Raw genomic sequence first — 24,083 nt, forward strand, 5'->3', positions numbered from 1 at the left:
CCACCTCGGCTCCGTTCAGGAGTTGAGGTTTTTTCAATTTCCCACCAGGTTCCGTGTGCTCAGAAGCCTTGAACACGTTCCGGGGGCCTTCAACAGGTAATGCCCTGTCCAGGGCCCCCAGATCCTGAGTCAATGCCCCGGGAGCATTACGCCGGGAGGTTGAATATCGTGATTGCGTTACGGCCTGGTCACAGGCTGCTTCTGGGTGATCTCGACAATCGGCAGTCGCAGGGCGCCGGGCGCATCGGCCGGTACGACGGGACGCCGCGGCTTGATCGGTGGCACCCGCTGGTACGCCGATCCGAGTGGCGGCCGGACGTCGTCCTCACCCTTGTTCGGCCAGAACGACAGCGCCCGCTCGGCCTGGGCGGTGATCGTCAGCGACGGGTTGACGCCGAGGTTCGCCGAGATCGTCGAGCCGTCCAGGATGTGCAGGCCGTCGTACCCGTAGACCCGGTGGTACGGGTCCACCACGCCGGTCTCGGCCGAGTCGCCGATCGCGCAACCGCCGATGAAGTGAGCCGTCATCGGCACGTTGAACGGCTCGCCGATGGTGCCGCCCGGCGTACCGTTCATCAGCTTCGCCATCCGCCGGACCACCTGGTTGGCGACCGGGATCCAGGACGGGTTCGGCGTCCCGTGACCCTGTTTCGAGGTCAGCCGCCAGCGGCCGAACCGGTCCCGCCTGCCGAAGGTCGTGATCGAGTTGTCCTCGGTCTGCATCACCAGCGCGATCACGGTCCGCTCGGACCAGTGCTTCAGGTCGTACAGCCGGCGGATGTTCTTCCGCTGCAGGCCGAGCTCGCGCAACCAGGTCCGCCACCGCGGCCGGTCGCCGTCGCCGTCGGTGAGTACGGTCTGCAGCAACGACATCGCGTTGCTGCCCTTGCCGTACCGGACCGGCTCGATGTGGGTGATGTCGTCGGGGTGGAACGACGAGGTGATCGCGACACCGCGGCTGTAGTCGACGTCCCGGTCCCTGGCGATTGCCCCGAGCAATGATTCCGAGTTGGTCCGGGTCAGCACGCCGAGCCGGTCGGACAGCCGGGGAAGCTTGCCCTCGTCCCGGAGCCGGTGCAGCAGTTTCGCGGTCCCCAGGGCCGATGCGGCGAAGACCACCTGCTGCGCGGTGAACCGGCGCGTGCTCTTGCGATTCGAGGTGCGTTGGGTGTCCACGGCGTACCCGCCGTTCGGCAGCGGCTCGACCGACGTCACCGTGGTCATCGGGTACACCTCGGCGCCGGCCTTCTCGGCCAGGTAGAGGTAGTTCTTGGTCAGCGTGTTCTTCGCGTTGTGCCGGCAGCCGGTCATGCACTCGCCGCAGTCGATACAGCCGGTACGACGTGGCCCGGCGCCACCGAAGTACGGGTCGTCGACCTCGACACCCGGCTCACCGAAGAAGACGCCCACCGGGGTCGGGTGGAACGTGTCGCCGACACCCATGTCCTCGGCCACCTGCTTCATCACCCGGTCGGCCGGGGTGAAGTGCGGGTACGTGGTGACGCCGAGCATCCGCTTGGCCTGGTCGTAGTACGGCGCGAGCTCGGCCTTCCAGTCGGTGATGTGCGCCCACTGGCGGTCGGTGTAGAAGGCCGGCAGCGGCTCGTAGAGGGTGTTCGCGTAGACCAGGCTGCCGCCGCCGACACCGGCTCCGGACAGGATGATCACGTCCCGCAGCGCGCTGATCCGCTGGATGCCGTACCAGCCGAGCCTCGGCGCGAACAGGAACCGGCTCTTGTCCCACGAGTTCTTCGCGAACCCGGCATCCTCGAACCGGGCCCCCGCCTCCAGGACGGCGACCTTGTACCCCTTCTCGGTCAACCGCAGCGCGCTGACACTACCCCCGAACCCTGACCCGATGATCAGAACGTCGTAGTCGAAACTCATGCACGTCCTCGCTTCGCTCCGGGCGCGCATGAGGCACAAACCGCACTGTGTTGAATGATGACTTCGCTTCGCTCAGTCATGGGCGCCCTAGCTTCTTGAGGACCCGGAGTGCTCCGGTGATCAGTTCGGCGTACGCCTCGTCGGAGATGCCGTGCGAGGCCGCGATCGGCAGGACTCGCTGGGTGGCGATCGCCTGCGGGTCGACGAACCGGCGGATGCCCTCGACACCCTGGCGGCGGCCGAGGCCGGAGGCCCGCATCCCGCCCATCGGGGTGTCGATCGAGCCGAACGTCGCCCCGTACGCCTCGTTCACGTTGACCGTGCCGGCCACCAGCTGGGCCGCGATCGCCCGGCCGCGCCGCCCGTCCCGGGTGTAGACGCTCGCGTTCAGCCCGTACTCCCCCTCGTTCGCGCGCTGGATCGCCTCCGACTCGTCCGAGAACCGGTAGATCGAGACCACCGGCCCGAACGTCTCGTTGTCGAAGCACTCCATCTCCGGCGTCACCCCGGACAGCACGGTCGGCTCGTAGAACAGCGGGCCGATGTCCGGCCGCGCCTTGCCACCGGCCAGTACGACGGCGCCCTTCGACCGGGCGTCCTCGACGTGCCGGGTCACGGTCTCCAGCTGGGCCTTCGAGATCAGCGATCCCATGTCGACGTCCCAGCCGGTCCCGGCGGACAGCCGGAGCTTCTTCACCCGGTCGAGGAACGCCGTGACGAACGCGTCGTACACCTGGTCGGCGACGTACAGCCGTTCCATCGACACGCACAACTGGCCGGCGCTGGAGAAGCACGCCCGGACGGCGCCTTCCGCGGCGCGCTGGATGTCCGCGTCCCGCAGGATCAGCATCGGGTTCTTGCCGCCGAGCTCGAGGCTGCAGCCGATCAGCCGCTCGCCGGCCTGCTTCGCGACCAGCCGGCCGGTCTTGGTCGAGCCGGTGAAGCAGATGTAGTCGGTGTTCTGGATGATCGCGCCGCCGACGGTCGGGCCGTCGCCGTTCACCGGCTGCCACACCTCGCGCGGCAGGCCGGCGTCGTACAGCAGCTCGATCGCCCGCAGCGCGCTCAGCGGGGTCTGGCTGTCCGGCTTGTGTACGACGGCGTTGCCCGCGAGCACGGCCGGGAGCCCGTCGGAGACCGCCATGCTGAGCGGGTAGTTCCAGGGGGAGATGATGCCGACGACACCCTTCGGCACGAACCGCTGCTCGGCCCGGGTGAGGATCGGGAACATGCCCAGCTTGCGCTGCGGCTGGAGCAGCTCAGCGGCCTTGCGCCCGTAGTACCGGGCGGTGAGAGCGACGTGCGCGACCTCTTCGAACGCCTGCTTACGCGCTTTGCCGGACTCGAGGATCACCAGGTCCACGAGCTCGTGCCGGTGGTCCAGGATCAGGTCGTGGTACCGAAGCAGGATCGCCGCACGCTCGGTCAGCGGAACCCGCTTCCAGGTCGGCTGGGTCCTCCGTGCCGAGCGGACGGCCGCGACCACGTCGTCCGGGTTGGACGCGGGCAGCGTCGCGATCGGCTGGCCGGTACAGGGCGCGTAGGTGGTCTTGGCCCCGGCCGACGCCCGCAGCAGGCCCGACAACCGGCGAACGACCGACTGATCGGTCGCGTACGACGCGGTCGGGTCGAGCTCGGGGTCCGCAGGAATCGACGTCTGCTCACTCATTTCTCCAGGCTACCTGCCGGTAATAGCCATGTCAGTACTGGAAATAGCCCGTGTCAGGCCTCCGTGTTCCAGCCGGTGGACCACTAAGCTGATCGGCTGAACCAGCGAAGGGGTGGAACGTCGAGATGGTGGACAGCGGGGGGCTTTGGACGCCTCCTGGGGACGAGCTCGCTGAGGCGCTGCAGACAGCTCAGGTGCTGATCGAGGAGGGCCGGGCCGACGAGGCCGGGCCGTACCAGCAACGTGTCATCGAGCTGGCCCGGGAGCGCGCCGAAGGGCACCCGAATCACTACGAGGCCAAGCACCTGATGGCCGCGACGCAGTACGAGCTGGCCGGCTCGCTGAACGCGTCGGGACGGCACGAGGAAGCGCTTGCTGCTCTGCACGAGGCCCAGCTCGGCTACACCGAGCTGAGCGACGCCGGTGTCCTCGACGCCACTTCGTTCCTGGCCGACGTCCGGGCCCGGCGGGCGATGACCCAGGCCCATCGCGGTCACGGCGCGACCGCCGTACTGGAGATGGACGGCGCGGTGATCGCGTACGGCCAGCTCGTCGGCGGCGAGGACGGGCTGAAGCACCAGCCGGACTTCGCCCGGGTGCTGGCGATGAACGCGCTCATCCTGCGCCGGTACGGCGACCCCGCGCTGGCCGTGGCGTCGGCGGACGCGGCGACCCAGCTGTTCCTGCAACTGGCGGACCAGATCAACGAGAGCCCGCAGTCGCTGTCGTACGCGCGATACCTGTGTACGGCGACCGCCGTATCAGCCGACGTGCATGCTGCCGAAGGCCGGCTCGACCTCGCCCTGGAGGCGGACGAGATCGGGCTGACGACCGCCGACACCCTTGCGGACTCGGAGTCGGCGACCGACCTGCGCACGTTGGTCGCGGCGCTGACCCGCAAGGGCAAGCACCTCGGCATCGTCGGCCGGATCATGGAAGGCGAGACCTGTCTGCAGACCGCGTTCGCCACCGACGCGGAGACGGCCGCGCGAGTCACCGAGGAGCTGGATCGCGGACTGCCGCTGACGCTGGTCGCGGCGCTGGAGAACGCGGAGATCAAGCTCGGGCCGTTCGAGCAGTACCACCGGCTGCTGGCGCTGAGCGAGCCCGCGCCCGGGATGACGCTGGCCACGGTGTCGGGCCGGACCGACCCTGAGTCCGCCGCCGTCCGCGCGACCGAGCTGGCCGAGCTGGTCCGGCCGCTGTTGCTGCAGGATGTGGACACCGCGCTGACGCTCGGCCTGGAGGCGCATTACCTGTTCGCGATCTCGTCCGAGCGGGAGTCGCAGCGGATGCGCTACCAGACGAGCACGTACGCGCCGATCTGGGCCCAGCTGCTGCTCGACATCTCCGAGGCGTACTACCAGGCCGGGCGCACCGACCTCGCGCTGGACCTGGGCGGCTGGTGTGCGGAGGTCGCGACCGCGCTGATCCCGTTCACCGACGACGACGCGGTGATGAAGGACCTGGCCGGCTCCTGCTACCGGCACCACGGCGACCTGCTCGCCGCCACCGGCGACATGTTGGCCTCCCAGCATGCCCACGAGGCCGCGCAGCAGCTCCAGCTGGGGCGTTGACGATCTCCTCGCGCGGGCGGACGCTGGCGCTGAGAGGGGGAATCGTCATGCATGTGGTGGAACTGCACAATCGGACGGTCGACAACTTCGCCAGGTTGGTCAGCCAGGTCGGGCCCGATCAGTGGACGGCTCCGACGCCGTGCACGGACTGGAACGTGCGTGAGCTGGTGAATCACGTCGTCGGCGAGGAACGCTGGACCGTACCGCTGATGGAGGGCAAGACGATCGCGGACGTCGGCGACTCCCTCGACGGCGACCTGCTCGGCGACGATCCGGTGGTCGCCGCCACCGCGGCCGCCCGGAGCGCTCAGGCCGCGGCGGACCAGCCGATCGACAAGGTCCATCTCTCCTACGGCGACGAGGACACGTCCGAGTACCTGCGGCAACTGGCCGCCGACCATCTCGTGCACGGTTGGGACCTGGCCGCGGCGATCGGCGCCGAGCCTCAACTCGATCCCGAACTGGTGGACGAGATCGCGACCTGGTTCGCGCAGCGGGAGGAGATGTACCGCGCCGGCGGCGCGATCGACGACCGGCTCGAGGGCTTCACCGACCCCGCGGACGCGCTGCTCGGCGCCTTCGGCCGCGACCCGCGCTGGTCCACGGCGGATTCCGTCGTCGCCCGCTTCGGTACGGCGTTCAACCGGCAGGACCTCGAGTCCGTGATGGCACTCGTCACCGAGGACTGTGTCTTCGAGTCCACGTCACCCGCGCCGGACGGTGAGCGCTTCGAGGGCGCGGCCGCCGTCCGCGCGGAGTGGGAGAAGCTCTTCGCGAACACCGACGATGCGCGGTTCGAGACCGAGGAGTCCTTCGTGCGGGGTGACCGGGGTGTGGTCCGCTGGACCTACTCCTGGCGGGAGCCGTCCGGGCAGCGCGGCCATGTCCGCGGCGTCGACGTACTGCGGCTACGCGACGGCAAGATCGCCGAGAAGCTGTCCTACGTGAAGGGCTAGGAATCCTGCAGGTCAGGCTTTAGAGCGCCGACGAACAGGCCGGCTTCGACTTCGGTCATGCCGGTCTCGGACACCACCAGGGCAGTCGCCTGGTGCAGCTCACCCTGCGCTTTGAGGGCGCGGGTGCGCTCGGCGAGGTTGGTGCCGGGCCGGCGGACGACTGGTGTGCCGGTGACCGGTGGGACGTACCGGCCGAGCCGGATGTCGTCGACGAGTCCTTTGGCGTGCTTGAGGTCCAGGCCGGTCCGCTCGCGGATCAGCTTGACCGCGCGCACCGCCTTCTTGGTGGTGATCAGGAAACGCACCTGATCGATGTCGTCGGAGGAGAGTCTGGCCCGCGCGGCGGCGAGGGCAACGTTGTCGGCGTCCTGGTCGCTCCGTCGGCTGAACAATCCCATGGCGCCATCCTCCCAGAACCATTCAACCCGCGAGGACCCGACGCACGTCGCCCCGCTCAGCCGCGGAGCACCCGGCGTACGTCGGCCCAGGCCAGCTCGCCGAGCTCTCGATCGGCCGCTTCGGTGCCGCCGCGGGCCATCCGCTGGCCGCCGGTCTTGGGCTGTTCACCGGGGAAGATCAGCCGATGACCGGCCCGCGCCGCGATCACCGTGCGGGTGGGCAACTCCGCACGCGCCAGGGCGATCCGCTCCGCGAACTCCACCGACGGCCAGACGCGGTCATCGCCGCCGGCTATGAGCAAGACCTCGCCGCGGATCCGCTCCACCGGGATCCGCGCGGCCTCGGCCTCGGCGCCGTACCTCTTCAGGCTCTGCCGATACCATCCGGCGAAGCTCGGCGGATCGTCGTCCGGCTTCCACTCCGGGTCGAAGGGCACGAACGGCAGCGGTTCGCCCTGCCAGGTCCAGGCCGACGTCTGCCGGCCGCCCTCGTTCCAGGCCCACACGTAGGCGCTCGGTGCCAACGCGACCACCGCGTCGACCCGGTCGTCCAGGGCACCGAGCAGCAGCGCCGCCTCGGCACCGCGCGACATCCCCATCACCGCGACCCGGTCGTTGCGCTCGGCCAGCTCGTCCAGCGGGAACGACTCCAGCGGGATCTCGCTGATCCGGCCGTCGAACCAGCGCGGCGCGAGTACGTCGTACCCCTGGGCCTCGAGGATCCGCGCCCGATCCAGGTCCGGCGTACCGCTCGATCCGTGCAGAAGCAGGACGCCGCGACGGAGTCGCGGCATCAGTACCGCCTCACCCGACGACGACCTCGACCCGCTGGAACTCCTTGAGCTCCGTGTAACCGGTGGTGGCCATGGCGCGCTTGAGGGCGCCGACCAGGTTCATCGTGCCGTCCGGCACCCAGGACGGGCCGAACAGGATCTGCTCCAGCGTCCCGGTGACGCCGACCTCGACCCGCTCACCACGAGGCAGGTCGGCGTGCCACGCCTCGGCACCCCAGTGGTATCCGCCGCCCGGCGCGTCGCTCGCCCGGGCCAGCGGCGAACCGACCATCACCGCGTCCGCACCGCAGGCGATCGCCTTCGCCACGTCACCGGACCGCCCGACCGAGCCGTCGGCGATCACGTGGACGTACCGGCCGCCGGACTCGTCCATGTAGTCCCGCCGCGCCGCGGCCACGTCGGCCACCGCGGACGCCATCGGCACCGCGACACCGAGCACCTTGCGGGTCGTGTGCGCAGCACCGCCACCGAACCCGACCAGTACGCCGGCCGCACCGGTCCGCATCAGGTGCAGCGCGGCCTGGTGCGTCGCGCACCCACCGACGATCACCGGTACGTCGAGGTCGTAGATGAACTGCTTGAGGTTGAGCGGCTCGGCCTGACCCGACACGTGCTCCGCCGAGACCGTCGTACCGCGGATGACGAACAGGTCGACGCCCGCGTCCACCACGTGCTTGGCGAACTGCTTGGTCCGCTGCGGCGAGAGCGCGCCGGCCACGGTGACGCCGGAGTCGCGGATCTCCTGCACCCGCTGCGAGATCAGCTCGGGCTTGATCGGCGCGGAGTAGATCTCCTGCAGCCGGTGCGTCGCCTGCTCCTTGCTGATCGAGGTGATCTCCTCCAGCAGGCTGGTGGGATCCTCGTACCGGGTCCACAGGCCCTCGAGGTTGAGTACGCCGAGACCGCCGGCCTTGCCGATCGCGATCGCGGTCGCGGGCGACATCACCGAGTCCATCGGCGCGGCCAGGATCGGCAACTCGAACCGGTACGCGTCGATCTGCCAGGCGACCGAGACCTCCTCGGGATCCCGCGTCCGCCGCGACGGCACGATCGCGATGTCATCAAACGCGAACGCCTGCCGCCCCCGCTTCGCCCGCCCGACCTCAATCTCGTTCATGCCGACAATCTACCGATCTCCCCCGCCTCCCCCGACATCGAGTCCAACCGGCGGCATGCCTGTCCCGACGGGCAACACCCCCGCGGGATGCGCGGGGGTGTTGGGGTTGGCGTCAGCGGCCCGAGTAGTTCGGGGCCTCTACTGTCATTTGGATGTCGTGGGGGTGGGATTCCTGGAGGCCGGCTGAGGTGATGCGGACGAAGCGGCCCTTTTCCTGGAGGTCGGGGACGGTGCGGGCGCCGCAGTACCACATGGACTGGCGGAGGCCGCCGATCAACTGGTGGGCGACCGCGGAGAGCGGGCCGCGGTACGGGACCTGGCCCTCGACGCCCTCGGCGATCAGCTTCTCGTCGCTGCCGACGTCGCTCTGGAAGTAGCGATCCTTGGAGTACGACTTGCGCAGCCCGCCGGCCGACGACATCGCGCCGAGTGAACCCATCCCGCGATACGCCTTGAACTGCTTGCCGTTGATGAACACCAGGTCGCCCGGCGACTCCTCGCACCCGGCCAGCAGCGAGCCCAGCATCACCGTGTCCGCGCCGGCGACGAGCGCCTTCGCGATGTCACCGGAGTACTGCAGGCCGCCGTCACCGATCACCGGTACGCCGGCCGGCTTGCAGGCCAGGGACGCCTCGTAGATCGCGGTGACCTGCGGTACGCCGACGCCGGAGACGACGCGCGTCGTACAGATGGACCCCGGCCCGACGCCGACCTTGATACCGTCCGCGCCGGCCTCCACCAGCGCCTGGGCGCCTGCGCGAGTGCCCACGTTGCCGCCGACGATGTCCACGCCGCGGGTGGCCGGGTCGGCCTTGAGCTTGCGGATGATCTCGATCTGGGCCCTCGAGTGACCATGGGCGGTGTCCACGACCAGTACGTCGACACCCGCCTCGACCACTGTCATCGCGCGCTTGTACGCCTCGCCGAAGAAGCCGATCGCGGCGCCGACCATGAGCCGGCCGGTGGCGTCCTTGGTGGACAGCGGGAACTTGTCGCGCTTGACGAAGTCCTTCAGCGTGATCAGGCCGGTCAGCTTGCCCGCGTCGTCGACCAGCGGCAGCTTCTCCACCTTGTGCCGGCTGAGCAGCGCCATCGCGTCGTCGGCGGAGATGCCCTGCTTGCCGGTGATCAGCGGCTGCTTGGTCATCACCTCGCGAACCGGCCGGGACAGGTCGCTCTCGAACCGCATGTCCCGGTTCGTCACGATGCCGACCAGGACGCCGGCGTTGTCGACCACCGGTACGCCGGAGATCCGGTACTGCCCGCAGAGGGCGTCGGCCTCGCCGATGCTCGCGTCCGGGCCGATGGTGATCGGCTGCGCGATCATGCCGGACTCGGAGCGCTTGACCAGGTCGACCTGCTGGGCCTGATCCTCGATCGAGAGGTTGCGGTGCAGGACGCCGAGGCCGCCTTGCCGGGCCATGGCGATCGCCATCCGGGCCTCGGTGACGGTGTCCATCGCGCTGGACAGCAGCGGGATGTTGACCTCGACGTTCCGGCTCACCCGGGACCGGGTGCTGACCTCGGAGGGGATGACGTCGGACTCGTTGGGTTGCAGCAGTACGTCGTCGAACGTGAGACCGAGGGCGGCGAACTTGTCGGGAACTCCAGCGGGTGTGATGTCCATGGGTAAAACAAGCACCTTTACGAGGCGAGAACGGGACACCATCCTATGCCGCCCGCACGCCCGGCCCCGAACCGCCCGTCCACAACCGGCTGGTGCGGGCACCACGACGTACCCGCACGGAAGCAACCGGGCGGGTACGTGGGGTGATCAGCGCGTGGGCGTGTTGACCACGTTCAGGATCGTCAGGACGTCCGGTGACTCGGTGGAGCCGTGGGCGCGGCTGATCGCCGCGTGCTTGCCCTCGGCGTAGTGGCCGGTGGAGTGCTTCCCCTTGGCGTAGGTCTTCTTGACCGAGCCGGTGGACACCTTGCCGTTGGAGTGCTTCGCCTCCGACGTCACACCGCTGCCGAAGACCTCGTTCGCCCCGGGCACATCGACCGGCGAACCGGTCGGCGTCAGCAGCGCACCCGGCAGGACCACCTCGGTCAGCCCGTCCAGGGCCGAGCCGTTGCTCTCCGGCTGCTGCTCAGCGTCGGCCGGCGGCGTGGTGTCGACCACCGGCGGCTTGGTGTCAGCCGGCTGGTCCGTGGCGGCGTCGTCGCCGGACTCACCCGTGTTCGACCCCTGGTCCGGCCCGGTGTCGCCACTCGGCACGGTGGTCGGCGTGGTCGTCGGTGTCGTCCCCGGGTCAGTGTCCCCGGCCTCACTGTTGCCGGTCTGACCGTTGCTCGGCTGCGTCGTCGGCGTCGTACTCGGGTCGGTGGCCGGCGTGTTGGCCGGGTCGGACGAAGGCGTCGTCGTCGGGTCGCTGGACGGAGCAGTCGTCGGGTCGGTCGTCGGAACCGTGGTCGGATCCGTGGTCGGATCCGTGGTCGGGTCCGTCGTCGGCTCGTCGGCCGGCTTCTCCTCGTCCGTCTTCGGGTCGTCGGTCTTGTTGTCGCTGGCCTGCTCCGGCGCCTTGGTCACCTCAGGCTGCTTCGGATCGACCTTCGTCAGGGTCGGGTTCTCCTCGGGCAGGACCCGCTGCAGGACCTCTGGCAGCGCCTGCTGCACAGTGGACGCGGGCGGCATCGGATCCACCTTGCCGGCCGTCTTCTGCTCAGCGGCCTTGCGCTCTTCGGCCTTCTTCTGGAAGTCCTTGGCGACCTTGACGATCTTCGTCCTGTCGACCACCGGCATACCGTCGAGCTGTTCGGTCGGGAAGCTGGTCTGCGGGCGGACCGCGTCGACCATCTTCTCGATGACCTTCTCGTACGGCGACAGCGGATCGCCGGTCACGGCCGCGGCCACGCCGGAGACCGACAGCGCGGCCACCGCGGCGACACCGAGCGCCAGACCACGCGTCGCCATCTTGCGGGCGAACGGGTCCATCCCCGGGTTGAGCGCGGCGCAGCGCGCCAGGAAGCTCTCCGGGTCGTCGATCGTCTCCACCGGGAGCTCGTCCTCGACCTCCACCGCGAGCCGTAGCTCGGCCAGCAGCATCACGGCCGGGTCGTGCTCGCCCGCGGCGCGCGCGGACTCCCCACCAGCGGCCAGCAAGTCGAGCAGTGCGTCATCAGCGTCGATCGCGTCGAGGTCGAAACGGTCAGCCATGATGCCCCTCCCCTGCTCCTCTTTCCAGCTGTGCCTCATGCCCCACAAACCCCCTGAGCGTGTTCAACGCTCGATGTTGTGCGACCCTCACCGCCCCCGGTGTCATCCCCAGTGCCCGGCCGGTCTCCTCGGCTGACATCCCCGCTACCACCCGGAGCCGCAGGATCTCCCGCAACTTCTCCGGCAACTTGTCCAGCAGACCCATGATGTGCTGGACCTCCGAGTGCCGGACCGCGTGCTCCTCCGGCGTCGGTGACTCGTCCGCGCCGTCCGGCAGGTCCGGCGTCGAGACGTCGGCCACCGCGAACGCACGCTGGGCATCGGCGACCTTGCGGGCCGCGATGCCATAGACGAAGGCCTCGAATGGCCTTCCCTCATCACGGTAGCGGCCCAGCGCGCCGAACACCGCGACACAGACTTCCTGTGCGACGTCGTCGACCATGTCGGCGCCGCCGGGATACGTCCAGAGCCGGGACCGCACGTAGCGGTGGGCCACGGCGCGCACCCTTGTCAACAGGTCGTTGAGAGCTGTCCGGTCGCCTTCGCCCGCAAGCGCGGCAAGATCCCTGAGCTCGACCCGGTCGTGGGTGTGCGGTACTCGGACCTCCGTCACCCCTCGCCCCCTCGTGTTGGACCGGTCAGCCTGACAGATGCTACGGCGCTCATCTTTTCTTGCCTAGTGGCAATTCGTGATCACAGCAGGTTTTTCATCACGATCTGTCACTACCCGCCCGTACGAGTCCCGCACCCCCGATCTTGCGGTCAGCTCGGCGGCTCGAAGTGCAGTACGGCGGAAGCCTGGCCGCCACCCCAGTCGATCGGGGAACGACCGGTCTCCCGCCAGCCGGCCCGCCGGTACAGCCCGATCGCGGCATGACAGTTGTCCGCAACCTCCAAGCTGACGTGGCCGTGGGCAGGCAGAAAGAAACCGCCCGGCTGGTCCCAGAGGACCAGCCGGGCGGCGCTTGTGCCTGACCTGAGGATCAGTGGCCGTGGCCGTGGCCGTGACCGGCTGCGGCGGGCTCCTCGTCCTCGGGCTTGTCGACCACCAGGGTCTCGGTGGTCAGCAGCAGCGCGGCGATCGAACCGGCGTTGGCCAGCGCGGACCGGGTCACCTTGACCGGGTCCAGCACGCCCTGCGCCAGCAGGTCGCCGTACTCGCCGGTGGCGGCGTTGAAGCCGCTGCCGACCTCCAGCTCCGCGACCTTGGCGGTCACGACGTAGCCCTCGTAGCCACCGTTCTCGGCGATCCAGCGCAGCGGCTCGACGATCGCCTTGCGGACGATCCGGACACCGGCCAGCTCGTCACCCTCGAGGCCCAGGCCGTTGTCCAGCACGGCGGCCGCGTGCACCAGGGCGGAGCCGCCACCGGCGACGATGCCCTCCTCGATCGCGGCCCGGGTCGCGGACACCGCGTCCTCGATCCGGTGCTTCTTCTCCTTCAGCTCGACCTCGGTGGCCGCGCCGACCTTGATCACGCAGACGCCGCCGGCCAGCTTGGCCAGCCGCTCCTGCAGCTTCTCGCGGTCCCAGTCGGAGTCGGTGCGCTCGATCTCGGCCTTGATCTGGTTGACCCGGGCCTCGATGTCGTCGGCCTTGCCGGCGCCCTCGACGACCGTGGTGTTGTCCTTGGTGACCACGATCCGGCGAGCGGTACCGAGCACCTCCAGACCGACCTGGTCGAGCTTGAGGCCGACCTCGGGGGCGACGACCTGCGCGCCGGTCAGCGCGGCCAGGTCCTCCAGCATCGCCTTGCGGCGGTCACCGAAGCCCGGCGCCTTGACGGCGACGGAGGTGAAGTTGCCGCGGATCTTGTTCACCACCAGGGTGGACAGCGCCTCGGCCTCGACGTCCTCGGCGATGATCAGCAGCGTCTTGCCGGACTGCACGACCTTCTCCAGCAGCGGCAGCAGGTCCGCGATCGCGGAGATCTTGCCCTGGTGGATCAGGATGTACGGGTCCTCCAGCACCGCCTCGCCGGCCTCGGCGTCGGTGATGAAGTACGGCGAGATGAAGCCCTTGTCGAACTGCATGCCCTCGGTGAACTCGAGCTCGGTCCCGAAGGTGTTCGACTCCTCGACGGTGATCACACCGTCCTTGCCGACCTTGTCGAACGCGTCCGCGATCAGGTTGCCGATCTCGGCGTCCCGGGCGGAGATGGTGGCGACGTGGGCCATGTCGCCCTTGTCGTCCACCGGCCGGGCGGTCTCGACCAGCTTGACCGACACGGCCTCGACGGCCGCCTCGATACCCTTCTTCAGGCCCATCGGGTTGACCCCGGCCGCGACGGCCCGCAGGCCCTCGTGCACCAGCGCCTGCGCCAGCACCGTCGCGGTGGTGGTGCCGTCACCGGCGATGTCGTTGGTCTTGGTGGCGACCTCCTTGGTCAGCTGCGCACCAAGGTTCTCGAACGGGTCGTCCAACTCGACCTCACGGGCGACGGTGACACCGTCGTTGGTGATGGTCGGAGCGCCCCACTTCTTGTCCAGGACGACGTAGCGGCCCTTCGGCCCCAGCGTCACCTTCACCGTGTTCGCGAGCTTGTCGACGCCGCGCTCCAGCGCGCGCCGCGCGTTCTCGTCGAACTCGAGGATCTTCGGCATGGAAAAACCAGTCCCTCTCTGAATGTTTCTTCGTTGCAGTCAGCCGGTTCGGGTCCACCGCCTGTCCCTGGCCGTACCACCGGCGCGAGTACTTTCCCTGGCCGCGCGGGGGGATCCCCACAGCGGCCGGTCAGGCACTCACCGGCCCCAGCCGGCGCGCACGCCGTCCGGGTGTCGGGTGGCACTCTCGCCACCCACTCCCGGCCGGCCCGAACACCTGCCGGACCCGGTCGCTCCGGATCATCCCGGGTGCCGGATCGACTCCGCCCCGGCGCCGGTGGGCGGCACCGGGGCGGTGTCAGTCAGGAACAGCGGGGGATCGTCACTTGCTGACGACTGCGAGGATGTCGCGGGCGCCCAGGATCAGGTAGTCCTGGCCGTCGTACTTGACCTCGGTGCCGCCGTACTTGGAGTAGATGACCTTGTCACCGACGGCGACGTCCAGCGGGACGCGGTTGCCGTTGTCGTCGATCCGGCCCGGACCGACGGCGAGGATCTCGCCCTCCTGCGGCTTCTCCTTGGCGGTGTCCGGGATCACCAGGCCGGACTTCGTGGTCTGCTCGGCTTCGAGCGGCGCGACGAGGACGCGGTCCTCGAGCGGCTTGATCGTGACCGACACTTGCTGACCTCCACGGTCGATTCGCTTGTCTGTGCTTCAGGGTGGTCGCGCTCCCCTGCCGTCGCGGGGGTCAGAGGGCCGGACCGCTGGCACCCTCCACCGGAGAGTGCCAACACCGAATCTAGGCCGCGATTAGCACTCGGTCAACTCGAGTGCCAAGGTTTCGCCCGCCGGCCTCGACGACCGCCACGGCGGCGACCGGCTCAGGCCGGGCGCAGGGTGACCAGGCAAGCGCGGATTGTGGTCAAACACTGGGCCTATCCGGGGCCGACATGGGACCGTTCTGGATGTACGGCGTCCCGGCCGCCCGGGACCGGGTGCCCGAGGAGAGACCATGGCCTTCAGCTTTCCCTCTTTGCCCACACTGTCCGGCCGCACCGTCGCGGTCCTGGCCGCAGCCGGCGCGCTCGCGGTAGGAGCGATCGCCGCAGGTGCCGCCAAGGACGAGCCCGCCACCACTCCGACTGCGGACGCACCAGCCGTTGCGCCTCCGCCGCAGGCCGCAACCGCGGACATCGTCAGCGCGAGGACTGCCACTGGGGCCGCGGCTCTACCGCAGTGTCGGTCGGCCATGCTCGTGCCGGTCAACCGGACCTGGGGCATCCCGATGCCGTCCGTGTACGGCAGCGCCACCACCTACTGCAACCTGATGTACGGCGACGACCCGCACCGCGGCTCCACGGTCTACGGCGACCCGGACACCGCCATCCGCGTCCTCCAGCGGAACCTCAACTTCTGCTACGGCACCAAGCTCGCAATCGACGGCGTCTACGGCAGCAACACCCGCGCGGTCGTCAGGATGGTCCAGCGCAGGCACAAGCTCGTGGCGGACGGCGTCTACGGCCCGAAGACCCGCTCAGCCATGAACTGGCGGCTCTACTCGATGGCCACCCGAAGCTGGAGCAAGGGCTGCTCCAGTCCCCTCTAAAGTGGCGGGGTGACAGTCACCGGCTTGCTGGACGGCCCTGGCGCGGACCTTCTCGCCAATGCCTGCGCGAACTACCAGCCGGGCCAGGAACTCCAGTTGGTCGAGAAGCTTCGCCGCCAGTACGACGCCGCACTCGTGACCGCTGCGGTCACCCAGGCGTCACTGCGCCACCGGGCCGTCGCCAAGTTCGGTCCGGACGCGGCCCGGATGTACTTCACGCCGGACGGCTTGGAGCAGGCGACCCGAAGTACTGTCGGCTCGCACCGCGCGCAGCGGATCGCAGCAACGCTGCCAGGCGGCAGTGTGGTCGATCTGGGTTGCGGCATCGGCGGCGACCTCATCAGCGCCGCACGCGCCGGCCTGCGGGTGACGGGTGTCGAACGCGACCCAGCCACCGCTGACGCGGCCCGGGCCAACCTGGCTGCACTCGACCTGCCGGGTGAGGTCGTCGTCGGCGACGCCGAGTCCTTCGACCTCACACCGTACGACGTCGTATTCGCGGATCCGGCGCGGCGGGCGGATGGTCGGCGCGTGTTCGACCACAACGCTTACTCGCCGCCGTGGTCCTTCGTCACCGACCTCTTGAACCGGACTGCCTGTGTGAAGGTCGCGCCGGGCATCCCGCACGACGCCGTACCGGATGGCGTGGAGGCTGAGTGGGTCAGCGACGCGGGCGAGGTGAAGGAGGCCGCTCTGTGGTCTGGACGCCTGTCCTCCGGCACCGTGCGGCGGGCGACGCTGCTGCCTAGTGGTGTGACCGTGACCGAGGCACCAGAAGCTGAGACCGGGCCGGTGGAGCAGTACATCTACGAGCCGGATGGTGCCGTGGTGCGGGCTGGTCTGGTGACCGCAGTAGCTGTCGCGGTCGACGGTTGGTTGCTGGATCCGCGGATCGCGTACGTCACCGCACCGAAGCTGGTGCCGACTCCACTCGCCTCGGCGTACGAGGTGGTCGAGGAACTGCAGTACAAGGAGAAGGCGCTGCGCTCCTGGGTGCGCAGTCAGCACATCGGCGCGCTGGAGATCAAGAAGCGCGGCGTCGATCTCGACCCTGCCCAACTGCGCAGGAAGCTCTCCCCCAAGGGCTCAGCGAGCGCCACGCTGATCATCACGCGGATCGGCCGGGACGCGGTCGCCTACTCCTGCCGTCGAGTCTCCGCCTGAGCCGAACCACCGGATGGAGTTGCGTTCTGAGCACAGTCGAACATATGATCGATCTTGCGTGCGGGTCCTCGGGAGACTTGCCGGTGGGCGAGGTGCTGCGTCCGCTGCCGCACTCTCCCGGGGGCCCGCCACTAAGCCGACGTACGGACTGAGGAGGCTGTACGTCGACTGACCGTCACGCGGCCGCAGTCACCCGTTCACCTGGCTGGGGCAGTGTGCCGTGCAGAACCGGTTTGCCGCTGGCCGTTGCACCTGGGGATCGAGCGGCGCACCAACCCCCAGGTCTCTGCCCGCTGCCGCGCCCTTCCCCGCGCCGCAGCCTCAGCGACCGCCGTACAGCTCGGCGGCGTCCCTGCGGATGACCATCGTGGTGCTCGTGGGGTCGGCGATTTCGGCGAAGCCGTAGCTGCGGTAGAGCTCCTGCGCGTCCTTGGTCGACAGCATGAAGCGCCGCACGCCCTTCAACTCCGGGTGCTCCAGCAGCGTGGAGACGACGAACTTCCCCAGCCCGTGGCCACGCCGCTCGGGCACCACGAACACGTCCGCGATCCAGGCGAACGTCGCCCGGTCCGTCACCGCCCGCGCGAACGCGACCATCGAGCCGTCCGCGGCGTACACACCCAGGTTGAGACTGCCCTCGATCGACCGCGCCACGACCTCCCGCGGGATCCCCGGCGCCCAGTACGACGTACTCAGGAAGCCGTGCACCAGGTCGACATCGACCCGGTCCACGGAGTCATCGGCCTCGTAGCCGTCAGGTCCGGTCCACCTCACTTGTTCAGCACCTCCGTGATCGGCATCGACGAATCAGCCGGCAACCCCAGCCGGCGACGGCACGAGACCGTACCCCACGCCTCCCACCCGAGGCACACCCCGTCCAACGGACCAGCGGGCAGATCGTCCGCCGTCGCCGACCATCGACGACGGTGCGTTCGACCGAGTCAGTCGCCTCGCCCGGGTCACGGACGAGGCCGAAGCCGAGCGTTCTCGGCACTCCTCGACATCCTGCGACGCCGCCCTCAAGTTCTGCCCCCGAATGGCCGAAGGAAGAGATGTCTTGATGGCATACCTCTCTGGGGCGGTTCTCATGGGTGCACGATCCCCGCGCCGGCGGCCTGCGGCTGGCTGGCTGCGGTGGCCGGTCGGCTTGGTCGTCTGGTCGGTGTTCGGCTTTGCCTGGTGGTTGGTCATTCACCGCCATGGCCAGGTCGGCCCCTCAGTCCTCGTCGGCCTGGGGGCGACGGCAGTCCTGGTGCTGCTGATCACACTGCTGTGGGTACGACGGAACCGCCGGATCTTCCGGGCCAAGGGCCCACGCCGCCAGGTCGCGGTGACATCCGGACCGGCCCTGACCGACCGGCTCGGCCGCCAACTGGTGATCGAACCGTCGATCGGACCGGCCCGCGAGGTGGTTCTGCGGGTGACCAAGGACGGACGAAAGACCTATGAGCCCGCCGGTGTGGACCTGTGAGGCACGCCATCGAGTTTGCCGGCGACGCCTTCGCGTTCACGCTGCTGCTGGCGTTCGTCGCCATCTACCCGCTGTTGACGGCGGCGGTCTGGAGCGTCACGTCGCTCATCTACGCCGCACGGCGTGAACGCCGTGGCAACGACAGCTTCTATGCCATCGGGAACGAGGATCTCCCGAGAATCACCCTGCTCGTCCCCGCGTACCGCGAGGCGGCCTCCCTGGACGGGACGCTGTCGGCCCTGCACGACCTCGACTACCCCGACTACGAGGTGCTCGTCATCGACGACGGATCGCCGGACTCGACCGCGGAGATCGCGCGCCGGCACGTCCGCCGCGACATCCGCTTCCGGCTCCTGCGCAAGGAGGTCAACGAGGGCAAGGCGATGGCGATGAACGACGCCATCCCGCTCGCGACCGGCGAGATCGTGGTGGTGGTGGACGCCGACGCACGGCTGCACAGGCCGGCGCTGCGCTACATCGCCGCGCACTTCGTCCGGCTGCCCCGGGTTGCCGCGGTGACGGGCAACCCTAGGGTCGCCAACTGCACGACGCTGCTCGCGGGGCTGCAGACGCTCGAGTTCACCTCCATCATCTCCGTGCTCCGACGGGCCCAGGTCGTCTGGGGCCGGATGCTCACCGTGTCGGGTGTGATCAGCGCCTTCCGCAAGTCCGCTCTCACCGACATCGGGATGTTCGACCCCGCCATGGTGACCGAGGACATCGACGTGACTTGGCGGCTGCAGCGCCGCTTCTACGACGTGCGCTACGAACCGCGGGCACTCGTCGACATGACGGTTCCCACCACGCTCAGGGGCCTGTGGCGCCAGCGCCGTCGCTGGGCGACCGGGCTCACCCAGGTGCTGCGCTACCACCGCGGACTCCTCGGCAGCTGGCAGTCACGCCGCCAGTGGCCGATTTTGATCGAGGCGGCCCTGTCGATCGTCTGGGCGCACGCCTTCGTCTTCCTGCTCGCGTTCTGGATGCTGTCCGTGATCGCAGGGGTCCCGCCGGTCGGCGCGGACCCGTTCCCCAACGGTTGGGGCATGCTCATCGCGACGGCCTGCCTGGTCCAGCTCGGAGTTGGCGTCTCGCTGGATCGGCGCTACGACCGGTCGGTGACCCGATCGCTGCTGATCGCACCGCTCTACCCGCTCCTCTATTGGTTGCTGATGGCAGTGGTCACCGTTCGCAGCACCATCCCCGCCCTGTTCGCCCGGCGAACGAACGCGGTCGCGCGCTGGTCCACGCCACGCGAGAACGACGCAACCGCCGATCCCGCGGCTCACACACTTCCAGATCCCCATCCGACCGTTACGAGGATCGCTGCCGATTCCGCGGCCATGAAGCAGTCCGACTGAGGAGAGGCAATGCCGCCACGACGTTGTCACGACACCTGATCTTCCGCCGACGCGCGCGCCGGGGACTGCAGGCAGCAGCCACCAGGCCCCTCGCCGCGCTCTCCGGCGTGCTCTTCCTTGCCCTGGCCGGCCCGCCGCTCGCCCCTGCGGACGCCGTGCCGAGCACATCATCCGGCTCACGCGCCACCGGCGCCGTTCCCACCGGGGCACAACTGGCCGACCGCCTTCGACCCTGAGAGACCACAACCATGTCTGCTGACCCCCGGAAATCACGGCTGCGCCGCCTCGGCTCCGCCGGCGTCCTCCTCGCGGCCTTCGCCGCCACCATCGTCACCGCACCCGCCCCCGCGGCGGCTGCGCCGGCGCCGTCCACCCCAAGACGTCTGCCGGCCGCCATCGAGCCGCTGGCCTCTTACGTCCCGGTCACGTCGTGCGACCCCAGGGCCAAACCGGGAACCACCGCCCTCGGTCGGAAGCTGGTCGCCACCTACCCAGGGACCAGCTACGGCATCGACCGCACCTGCGGCACGAGCCCGACCAGCGAGCACAACGAGGGCCGCGCCATCGACTGGATGGTGTCCGTCCGTAATCCGACCCGGCGGGCGCAGGCCGTCGCGACGTTGAACTGGCTGTTCGCCAAGGACGGGTTCGGCCGGCCGTACGCAAACGCCCGTCGCCTCGGCGTCATGTACATCATCTGGAACAACAAGATGTGGCGTGCGTACAACCCGAGCGCCGGGTGGACCGAGTACAAGGGCTGCAGCACGCGTCCGGCAACGTCGGCCGACACCACCTGCCACCGCGACCACATCCACATCTCGCTCTCGTGGGAGGGTGCGATGGCTCGTACCTCCTTCTGGACCAAGCAAGTGGCCGCGCGCGACTACGGACCCTGCCGCTCACGCGACCTCAACTGGGCGGCGCCGTACGCGGCACCGAACCGGACTCGTTGTACGACGTACGCGCGGGTGGTCGCGCCGGCCGGCGCGTCGACACTGCTGCGGAGCCTGACCGCCTATTCGGGCCAGGTACTGCGCACCGGCTCCAGCGGCGGCGCAGTCAAGGCCGTTCAGCAGGCCGTGCGCACCACCGTGGATGGCCGCTACGGCGCGGGCACCGCCCGGGCGGTCGCCACTTGGCAGCGTGCTCACGGCCTGACCGCTAGCGGTGTCGTCCGCGCCGACTCCTGGCGCGCCCTGCTACGGGCGTACAAGCCGACAACCACCACCGTCAGGCGGTGAACTCGCTGACGCCGGACAAGACCGTCATACTGCGCTACGGTTCTCGCGGTCCGGCCGTGGTCGATTCCCGGACCTGGAACGTGCTCGGCGTCTGATACCCACGGATCGAGGAAAGGCCTGGACCAGCTGGTCCAGGCCTTTCGCCCTGTCCGGGTGACGAGCCGACTCAGATCACCGCCATCGCTTCCAGCTTGGCCCGGAGCGCGAGCGTGGCGCGGGTGTGCAGCTGACTGACCCTCGACTCGGTGACCTGCAGCACCGACCCGATCTCGGCCAGCGTGAGACCCTCGTAGTAGTACAGGGCGACGATGATCCTGTCCCGCTCGGCCAGACCCCGCACGCATCTCATCAGGGCCGCCCGGGTCTCGTCGTCCTCCAGCGCATCGGTCGCCGTCGGCGCCAGCTGGTCGAGCACGCCAAGCTCGTCCACGGTGGCGAGGCTGGTGAACGTGACCCGCGCGTAGATCTGCCGCAGCTCGCGCAGCGGGATCCCCAGCTCGTCCGCGATCTCACTGTCGCTCGCGGACCGGCCGAGCCGGCTCTCGAGTGCGACCTGCGCGCGCTCGACGTCGCGAAGCTTGTCCCGCACCGACCGCGGCACCCAGTCCACTGCCCGTAGCCCGTCGATGATCGCGCCACGGATGCGCGGTACGGCGTACGTCTGGAACTTCAGTCCGCGTTCGGGCTCGAACTTCTCGATCGCGTCCATCAGCCCGATGACGCCCTCGGACACCAGATCCGCCTGGTCAACGCTCTCCGGCAGGCCCGACCGGATCCGGCCGGCGACGTACTTGACCAGCGGTGCGTACTGCAGGATCAGCCGGTCCCGCACCTCGGGAGCACCCTTCGCCTTGTACTCCAGCCAGATCTCGTCGAGATCGGTCTCGGATGATCGCCTGCCCATCGCGTTCACCCCCCATGGTCGAGAACGATACTCCTCTACCATGGCGTGCTCCGGTGGCGACTTCCAGTCGTCAGAGCGTTGCGGGTGGCAACAGACCGCGAAATGAGGCCGTCAGAGCTCAGGAAAAACGGCCGAACTCGAAGTGCCACGGCTCGGGGCGGCTGCCTCCCCGACGCGCCCACGCCGGGTGCTGCCAGCCGAAGCGCGGCGCGTTCGCGGCCATCCACTGGTGCTCGGCCGTCCCGAACTTCTCCACGCCGGCGGCCAGGTCGACAGCCAGTCCCCAACCATGGTTCGAGGTTCCCGGTACCGCGGCCAGGTTCGGCTTCACAGCGAACAGTGCCTGCTGCTCGGCCAGCGAGCGGTAGGAGTCGGAGACGGACAGCGGCCGGCCGAACCGCGCACTGAACGCCGAGTTCAGGAAGCGGAACGCGACAGCCGCGTCGCAGCGGAGGTGCAGCTCGCCGCCGGGCACCGGCGCACACAGGGCGGTGGCCGGGATCAACCCGTTGCGGTAGCCGCCCCAGCGGGCCTGCGATGTTGACGGAACCAGCAACGGCAGCGGATCCACCGGCTCGCCGTCGACGCGGATCTCGAAGTGCAGATGTGGACCGGTGCTGTTCCCCTCGTTGCCCACCGCACCGATGACCGTGCCGGCGTCCACCCACTGACCCGGTACGACGGTGGCCGCGGACAGATGTGCGTACCAGGACTGGAGCCCGTTGCCGTGGTTGATCCGAACCAGGTTGCCCGCCCACGCCGGGTGCTCCACCGTGACCACGCCACCGAGGGCGGCGCGGACCGGCGTACCGAGCTTGACGGCGAAGTCCTGACCGGTGTGCCGGCCGTTGCTCCAGAGGTTGCCGACAGCACCGAACTCCGCGGAGAGCTGGTACGAGCCCTTGGCAACGGGCATCGTCCAGGCCGAGGCGGAGGTGCTCAGGGTGCCGGCCAGGTCCACCGTCGTGTCGGTGGTGCCGGTGATGCCGCCCTGAGGCGTCACCGGTATCTTGACCTCACCGCAGCCGATCTTGGTGTAGTTGGGCAACGGTTTGGGGGCCGGTGTCCGCTCGGCCGGCTTCGGCAGGGTGACCCGGCGAATGCCGTACACGGACGCTTGCGGCAACCTTTCCACCACCACGGCACCGGTGTTGGGCCGCACCGCGATCCACAGCCCGCCGCCGAGGTTGACGCCGGAACGATGGGTGCCGTAGTAGCGGTCGCCGATGTACACCAGGTCGCCGACCTGGAGGTGCTTGCGTTGGACTTTCGCCAGCGTCTCCCACTGACTGACCGACCCGCGGGGCAGGCTGTACAACGACCGCCAGACGTCGCGAGTGAAGCCACCACAGGCGTACGCGTCGGGGCCTGAGGCGTCGGCTGCATCCGGCCGGCCGACGCGGGAGAAGGCCTTCGACACGGCGCGGATCGTCTCCGCCGGCAGCACGACCAGCGGGTCGTCCCCGATGCGCGACACCTGGGCGACACCCGGGATCGGATCCCCTGCCTTGTCGAGCACGGGCCGCAGCGGCGCGGGCAGCGCATCGGGGTCGGACAGCCGGCTCGCGGTGGGCGGGATGATCCGCGCGTCGCCGAGCGCGGTCAGGTACGTGCGCCAGTTCTCCAGTGCGGCCCGGTTGCGCAGGTCCTGCACCCGGATGGGCACCTCGTACGACGAATGGAAGGTGGCCAGGCGCAACGATTTCTCCGCCTGGCTCTGGGCCCGGATGCGAATGTCCAGCTCTGCCGCCTGCGAGGCTGTGTAGGTCCAGGCGGTCTTGGCGCGTGCCGAGGCCAGGTCAGCTGCCTGGCTGGCCTTCTTGGCTTCCTCGGCGGCCTTCATCGCCGCGTCCTGAGCCTTCGCGGCCGCGACCGCATCGTCCAGCTCGGGGTCACCTCGAAGCATGACGTCCAGCAACAGGCCTGCGCCGGGAATCGGGGAGCGCCCGGACAGCTCGCTGTGCAGCCCGTCGGCGTACCGCACGGCCTTGTCGGCCGCCGCGGCGGCACGGGCGTCCTCCGCAAGCAGCTTGGCGGCGTGAGCCCGCGCCTGCTGATAGGCGGCGGAGGTCTCGAGCACCCGATGCCTCAGCTCCACGGCGCGCTGCTGGAGCAGGTCGACGGTGGCCGCGACAGGCTCGATCGACGGCGTGATGGGTAGCTGGGCGGTGCCGGGCCTGTCGGGAGCGTTGGCGCCCGCGGTCGGCGCAGCGGTAGCGACGGCGAGCATACTGCCG

At 69.3% G+C, this 24,083-nt stretch carries 21 protein-coding genes; 7 read left to right on the forward strand and 14 right to left on the reverse strand.

Translation table 11 applies throughout. The annotated features are described in order from the left end of the window. Positions 1-177 precede the first annotated feature (177 nt). Both AB0F43_RS34965 and AB0F43_RS34970 read right to left on the reverse strand, forming a co-directional pair. A complete protein-coding gene (locus AB0F43_RS34965) occupies positions 178-1,887 on the reverse strand; it encodes a GMC family oxidoreductase (protein WP_360487036.1) in 1,710 nt (569 codons plus the stop codon). A 76-nt stretch (positions 1,888-1,963) separates the two neighbouring features. Then, positions 1,964-3,556 carry a succinic semialdehyde dehydrogenase gene (locus AB0F43_RS34970; protein WP_360487039.1) on the reverse strand — a complete coding sequence of 531 codons (1,593 nt, stop codon included), beginning with the start codon at positions 3,554-3,556 and terminating at the stop codon, positions 1,964-1,966. A gap of 125 nt (positions 3,557-3,681) precedes the next feature. Here AB0F43_RS34970 and AB0F43_RS34975 point away from each other — a divergent pair, with 125 nt between their 5' ends. After that, entirely contained in the window at positions 3,682-5,133 is a 1,452-nt protein-coding gene (locus AB0F43_RS34975; protein ID WP_360487041.1) for a hypothetical protein, read from the forward strand. Between the two features lie 47 nt (positions 5,134-5,180). Then, positions 5,181-6,089, forward strand: a complete 909-nt coding sequence (locus AB0F43_RS34980; protein ID WP_360487044.1) for a TIGR03086 family metal-binding protein — start codon at positions 5,181-5,183, stop codon at positions 6,087-6,089. Here the strand turns inward: AB0F43_RS34980 and AB0F43_RS34985 are convergent. From AB0F43_RS34985 to groES, 9 genes are all read right to left on the reverse strand, one after another. Further along, positions 6,086-6,487, reverse strand: coding sequence for a hypothetical protein (locus AB0F43_RS34985; RefSeq protein ID WP_360487047.1), 402 nt, complete (start codon positions 6,485-6,487; stop codon positions 6,086-6,088). The genes AB0F43_RS34980 and AB0F43_RS34985 overlap by 4 nt on opposite strands. Positions 6,488-6,543: 56 nt before the next feature. Beyond that, positions 6,544-7,281: an acyl-CoA thioester hydrolase/BAAT C-terminal domain-containing protein gene (locus tag AB0F43_RS34990; protein ID WP_360487050.1), complete on the reverse strand. Its 738-nt coding sequence runs from the start codon at positions 7,279-7,281 to the stop codon at positions 6,544-6,546. 10 nt (positions 7,282-7,291) lie between these two features. Next, positions 7,292-8,398, reverse strand: coding sequence for a GuaB3 family IMP dehydrogenase-related protein (locus AB0F43_RS34995; protein ID WP_360487053.1), 1,107 nt, complete (start codon positions 8,396-8,398; stop codon positions 7,292-7,294). 112 nt (positions 8,399-8,510) lie between these two features. Beyond that, positions 8,511-10,025 carry an IMP dehydrogenase gene (gene guaB, locus AB0F43_RS35000; RefSeq protein ID WP_360487056.1) on the reverse strand — a complete coding sequence of 505 codons (1,515 nt, stop codon included), beginning with the start codon at positions 10,023-10,025 and terminating at the stop codon, positions 8,511-8,513. Between the two features lie 147 nt (positions 10,026-10,172). Continuing rightward, on the reverse strand, positions 10,173-11,558 hold the full coding sequence (locus tag AB0F43_RS35005) for a hypothetical protein (RefSeq protein ID WP_360487059.1): 1,386 nt from the start codon (positions 11,556-11,558) through the stop codon (positions 10,173-10,175). Then, a complete protein-coding gene (gene shbA / locus AB0F43_RS35010; protein ID WP_360487062.1) occupies positions 11,551-12,171 on the reverse strand; it encodes an RNA polymerase sigma factor ShbA in 621 nt (206 codons plus the stop codon). Before shbA ends, AB0F43_RS35005 begins: the two co-directional genes overlap by 8 nt. A gap of 149 nt (positions 12,172-12,320) precedes the next feature. Then, complete coding sequence (locus AB0F43_RS35015) at positions 12,321-12,455, reverse strand: hypothetical protein (protein WP_360487064.1); 135 nt, start codon at positions 12,453-12,455, stop codon at positions 12,321-12,323. Positions 12,456-12,541: 86 nt separating this feature from the next. Next, positions 12,542-14,161: a chaperonin GroEL gene (groL, locus tag AB0F43_RS35020; RefSeq protein WP_360487067.1), complete on the reverse strand. Its 1,620-nt coding sequence runs from the start codon at positions 14,159-14,161 to the stop codon at positions 12,542-12,544. Between the two features lie 322 nt (positions 14,162-14,483). Next, complete coding sequence (groES, locus tag AB0F43_RS35025; protein ID WP_130384566.1) at positions 14,484-14,780, reverse strand: co-chaperone GroES; 297 nt, start codon at positions 14,778-14,780, stop codon at positions 14,484-14,486. 334 nt (positions 14,781-15,114) lie between these two features. Between groES and AB0F43_RS35030 the strand changes: the two genes are divergently transcribed. Further along, complete coding sequence (locus AB0F43_RS35030) at positions 15,115-15,708, forward strand: peptidoglycan-binding domain-containing protein (RefSeq protein ID WP_360487070.1); 594 nt, start codon at positions 15,115-15,117, stop codon at positions 15,706-15,708. A gap of 9 nt (positions 15,709-15,717) precedes the next feature. Beyond that, positions 15,718-16,872 (forward strand): methyltransferase domain-containing protein, encoded by a 1,155-nt coding sequence (locus AB0F43_RS35035; RefSeq protein ID WP_360487073.1) that lies wholly within the window; start codon positions 15,718-15,720, stop codon positions 16,870-16,872. Positions 16,873-17,193: 321 nt separating this feature from the next. Here AB0F43_RS35035 and AB0F43_RS35040 read toward each other — a convergent pair whose 3' ends face one another. Next, entirely contained in the window at positions 17,194-17,646 is a 453-nt protein-coding gene (locus tag AB0F43_RS35040; protein WP_360487076.1) for a GNAT family N-acetyltransferase, read from the reverse strand. A gap of 313 nt (positions 17,647-17,959) precedes the next feature. On the opposite strand from AB0F43_RS35040, the gene AB0F43_RS35045 reads away from it, so the two are divergent. The 3 genes from AB0F43_RS35045 to AB0F43_RS35055 all read left to right on the forward strand — a co-directional run bounded on the left by AB0F43_RS35045 (position 17,960) and on the right by AB0F43_RS35055 (position 20,942). After that, complete coding sequence (locus AB0F43_RS35045) at positions 17,960-18,343, forward strand: hypothetical protein (protein ID WP_360487079.1); 384 nt, start codon at positions 17,960-17,962, stop codon at positions 18,341-18,343. Continuing rightward, complete coding sequence (locus AB0F43_RS35050; RefSeq protein ID WP_360487082.1) at positions 18,340-19,701, forward strand: glycosyltransferase family 2 protein; 1,362 nt, start codon at positions 18,340-18,342, stop codon at positions 19,699-19,701. The genes AB0F43_RS35045 and AB0F43_RS35050 overlap by 4 nt, the downstream gene beginning before the upstream one ends. Positions 19,702-19,949: 248 nt before the next feature. Beyond that, positions 19,950-20,942 carry a peptidoglycan-binding domain-containing protein gene (locus AB0F43_RS35055; RefSeq protein WP_360487084.1) on the forward strand — a complete coding sequence of 331 codons (993 nt, stop codon included), beginning with the start codon at positions 19,950-19,952 and terminating at the stop codon, positions 20,940-20,942. A 166-nt stretch (positions 20,943-21,108) separates the two neighbouring features. On the opposite strand, the gene AB0F43_RS35060 is transcribed toward AB0F43_RS35055, so the two are convergent. After that, positions 21,109-21,846 carry a FliA/WhiG family RNA polymerase sigma factor gene (locus AB0F43_RS35060; protein WP_360487087.1) on the reverse strand — a complete coding sequence of 246 codons (738 nt, stop codon included), beginning with the start codon at positions 21,844-21,846 and terminating at the stop codon, positions 21,109-21,111. A gap of 118 nt (positions 21,847-21,964) precedes the next feature. Then, complete coding sequence (locus AB0F43_RS35065) at positions 21,965-24,076, reverse strand: peptidoglycan DD-metalloendopeptidase family protein (RefSeq protein ID WP_360487090.1); 2,112 nt, start codon at positions 24,074-24,076, stop codon at positions 21,965-21,967. Positions 24,077-24,083 lie beyond the last annotated feature (7 nt).

The sequence above is a fragment of the Kribbella sp. NPDC023972 genome (assembly GCF_040639075.1).
Classification (GTDB): Bacteria; Actinomycetota; Actinomycetes; order Propionibacteriales; family Kribbellaceae; genus Kribbella.

Coding starts and splice junctions, on each gene's coding strand:
- AB0F43_RS34965 (WP_360487036.1), bottom strand. CDS start 1,887: ATGAGTTTCGACTACGACGTTCTGATCATCGGGTCAGGGTTCGGGGGT.
- AB0F43_RS34985 (WP_360487047.1), bottom strand. CDS start 6,487: ATGGGATTGTTCAGCCGACGGAGCGACCAGGACGCCGACAACGTTGCC.
- AB0F43_RS35055 (WP_360487084.1), top strand. CDS start 19,950: ATGTCTGCTGACCCCCGGAAATCACGGCTGCGCCGCCTCGGCTCCGCC.
- guaB (WP_360487056.1), bottom strand. CDS start 10,025: ATGGACATCACACCCGCTGGAGTTCCCGACAAGTTCGCCGCCCTCGGT.
- AB0F43_RS35060 (WP_360487087.1), bottom strand. CDS start 21,846: ATGGGCAGGCGATCATCCGAGACCGATCTCGACGAGATCTGGCTGGAG.
- AB0F43_RS34975 (WP_360487041.1), top strand. CDS start 3,682: ATGGTGGACAGCGGGGGGCTTTGGACGCCTCCTGGGGACGAGCTCGCT.
- groL (WP_360487067.1), bottom strand. CDS start 14,161: ATGCCGAAGATCCTCGAGTTCGACGAGAACGCGCGGCGCGCGCTGGAG.
- AB0F43_RS34970 (WP_360487039.1), bottom strand. CDS start 3,556: ATGAGTGAGCAGACGTCGATTCCTGCGGACCCCGAGCTCGACCCGACC.
- AB0F43_RS35065 (WP_360487090.1), bottom strand. CDS start 24,076: ATGCTCGCCGTCGCTACCGCTGCGCCGACCGCGGGCGCCAACGCTCCC.
- AB0F43_RS35030 (WP_360487070.1), top strand. CDS start 15,115: ATGGCCTTCAGCTTTCCCTCTTTGCCCACACTGTCCGGCCGCACCGTC.
- AB0F43_RS34995 (WP_360487053.1), bottom strand. CDS start 8,398: ATGAACGAGATTGAGGTCGGGCGGGCGAAGCGGGGGCGGCAGGCGTTC.
- AB0F43_RS35005 (WP_360487059.1), bottom strand. CDS start 11,558: ATGGCTGACCGTTTCGACCTCGACGCGATCGACGCTGATGACGCACTG.
- AB0F43_RS34990 (WP_360487050.1), bottom strand. CDS start 7,281: ATGCCGCGACTCCGTCGCGGCGTCCTGCTTCTGCACGGATCGAGCGGT.
- AB0F43_RS35045 (WP_360487079.1), top strand. CDS start 17,960: ATGGGTGCACGATCCCCGCGCCGGCGGCCTGCGGCTGGCTGGCTGCGG.
- AB0F43_RS34980 (WP_360487044.1), top strand. CDS start 5,181: ATGCATGTGGTGGAACTGCACAATCGGACGGTCGACAACTTCGCCAGG.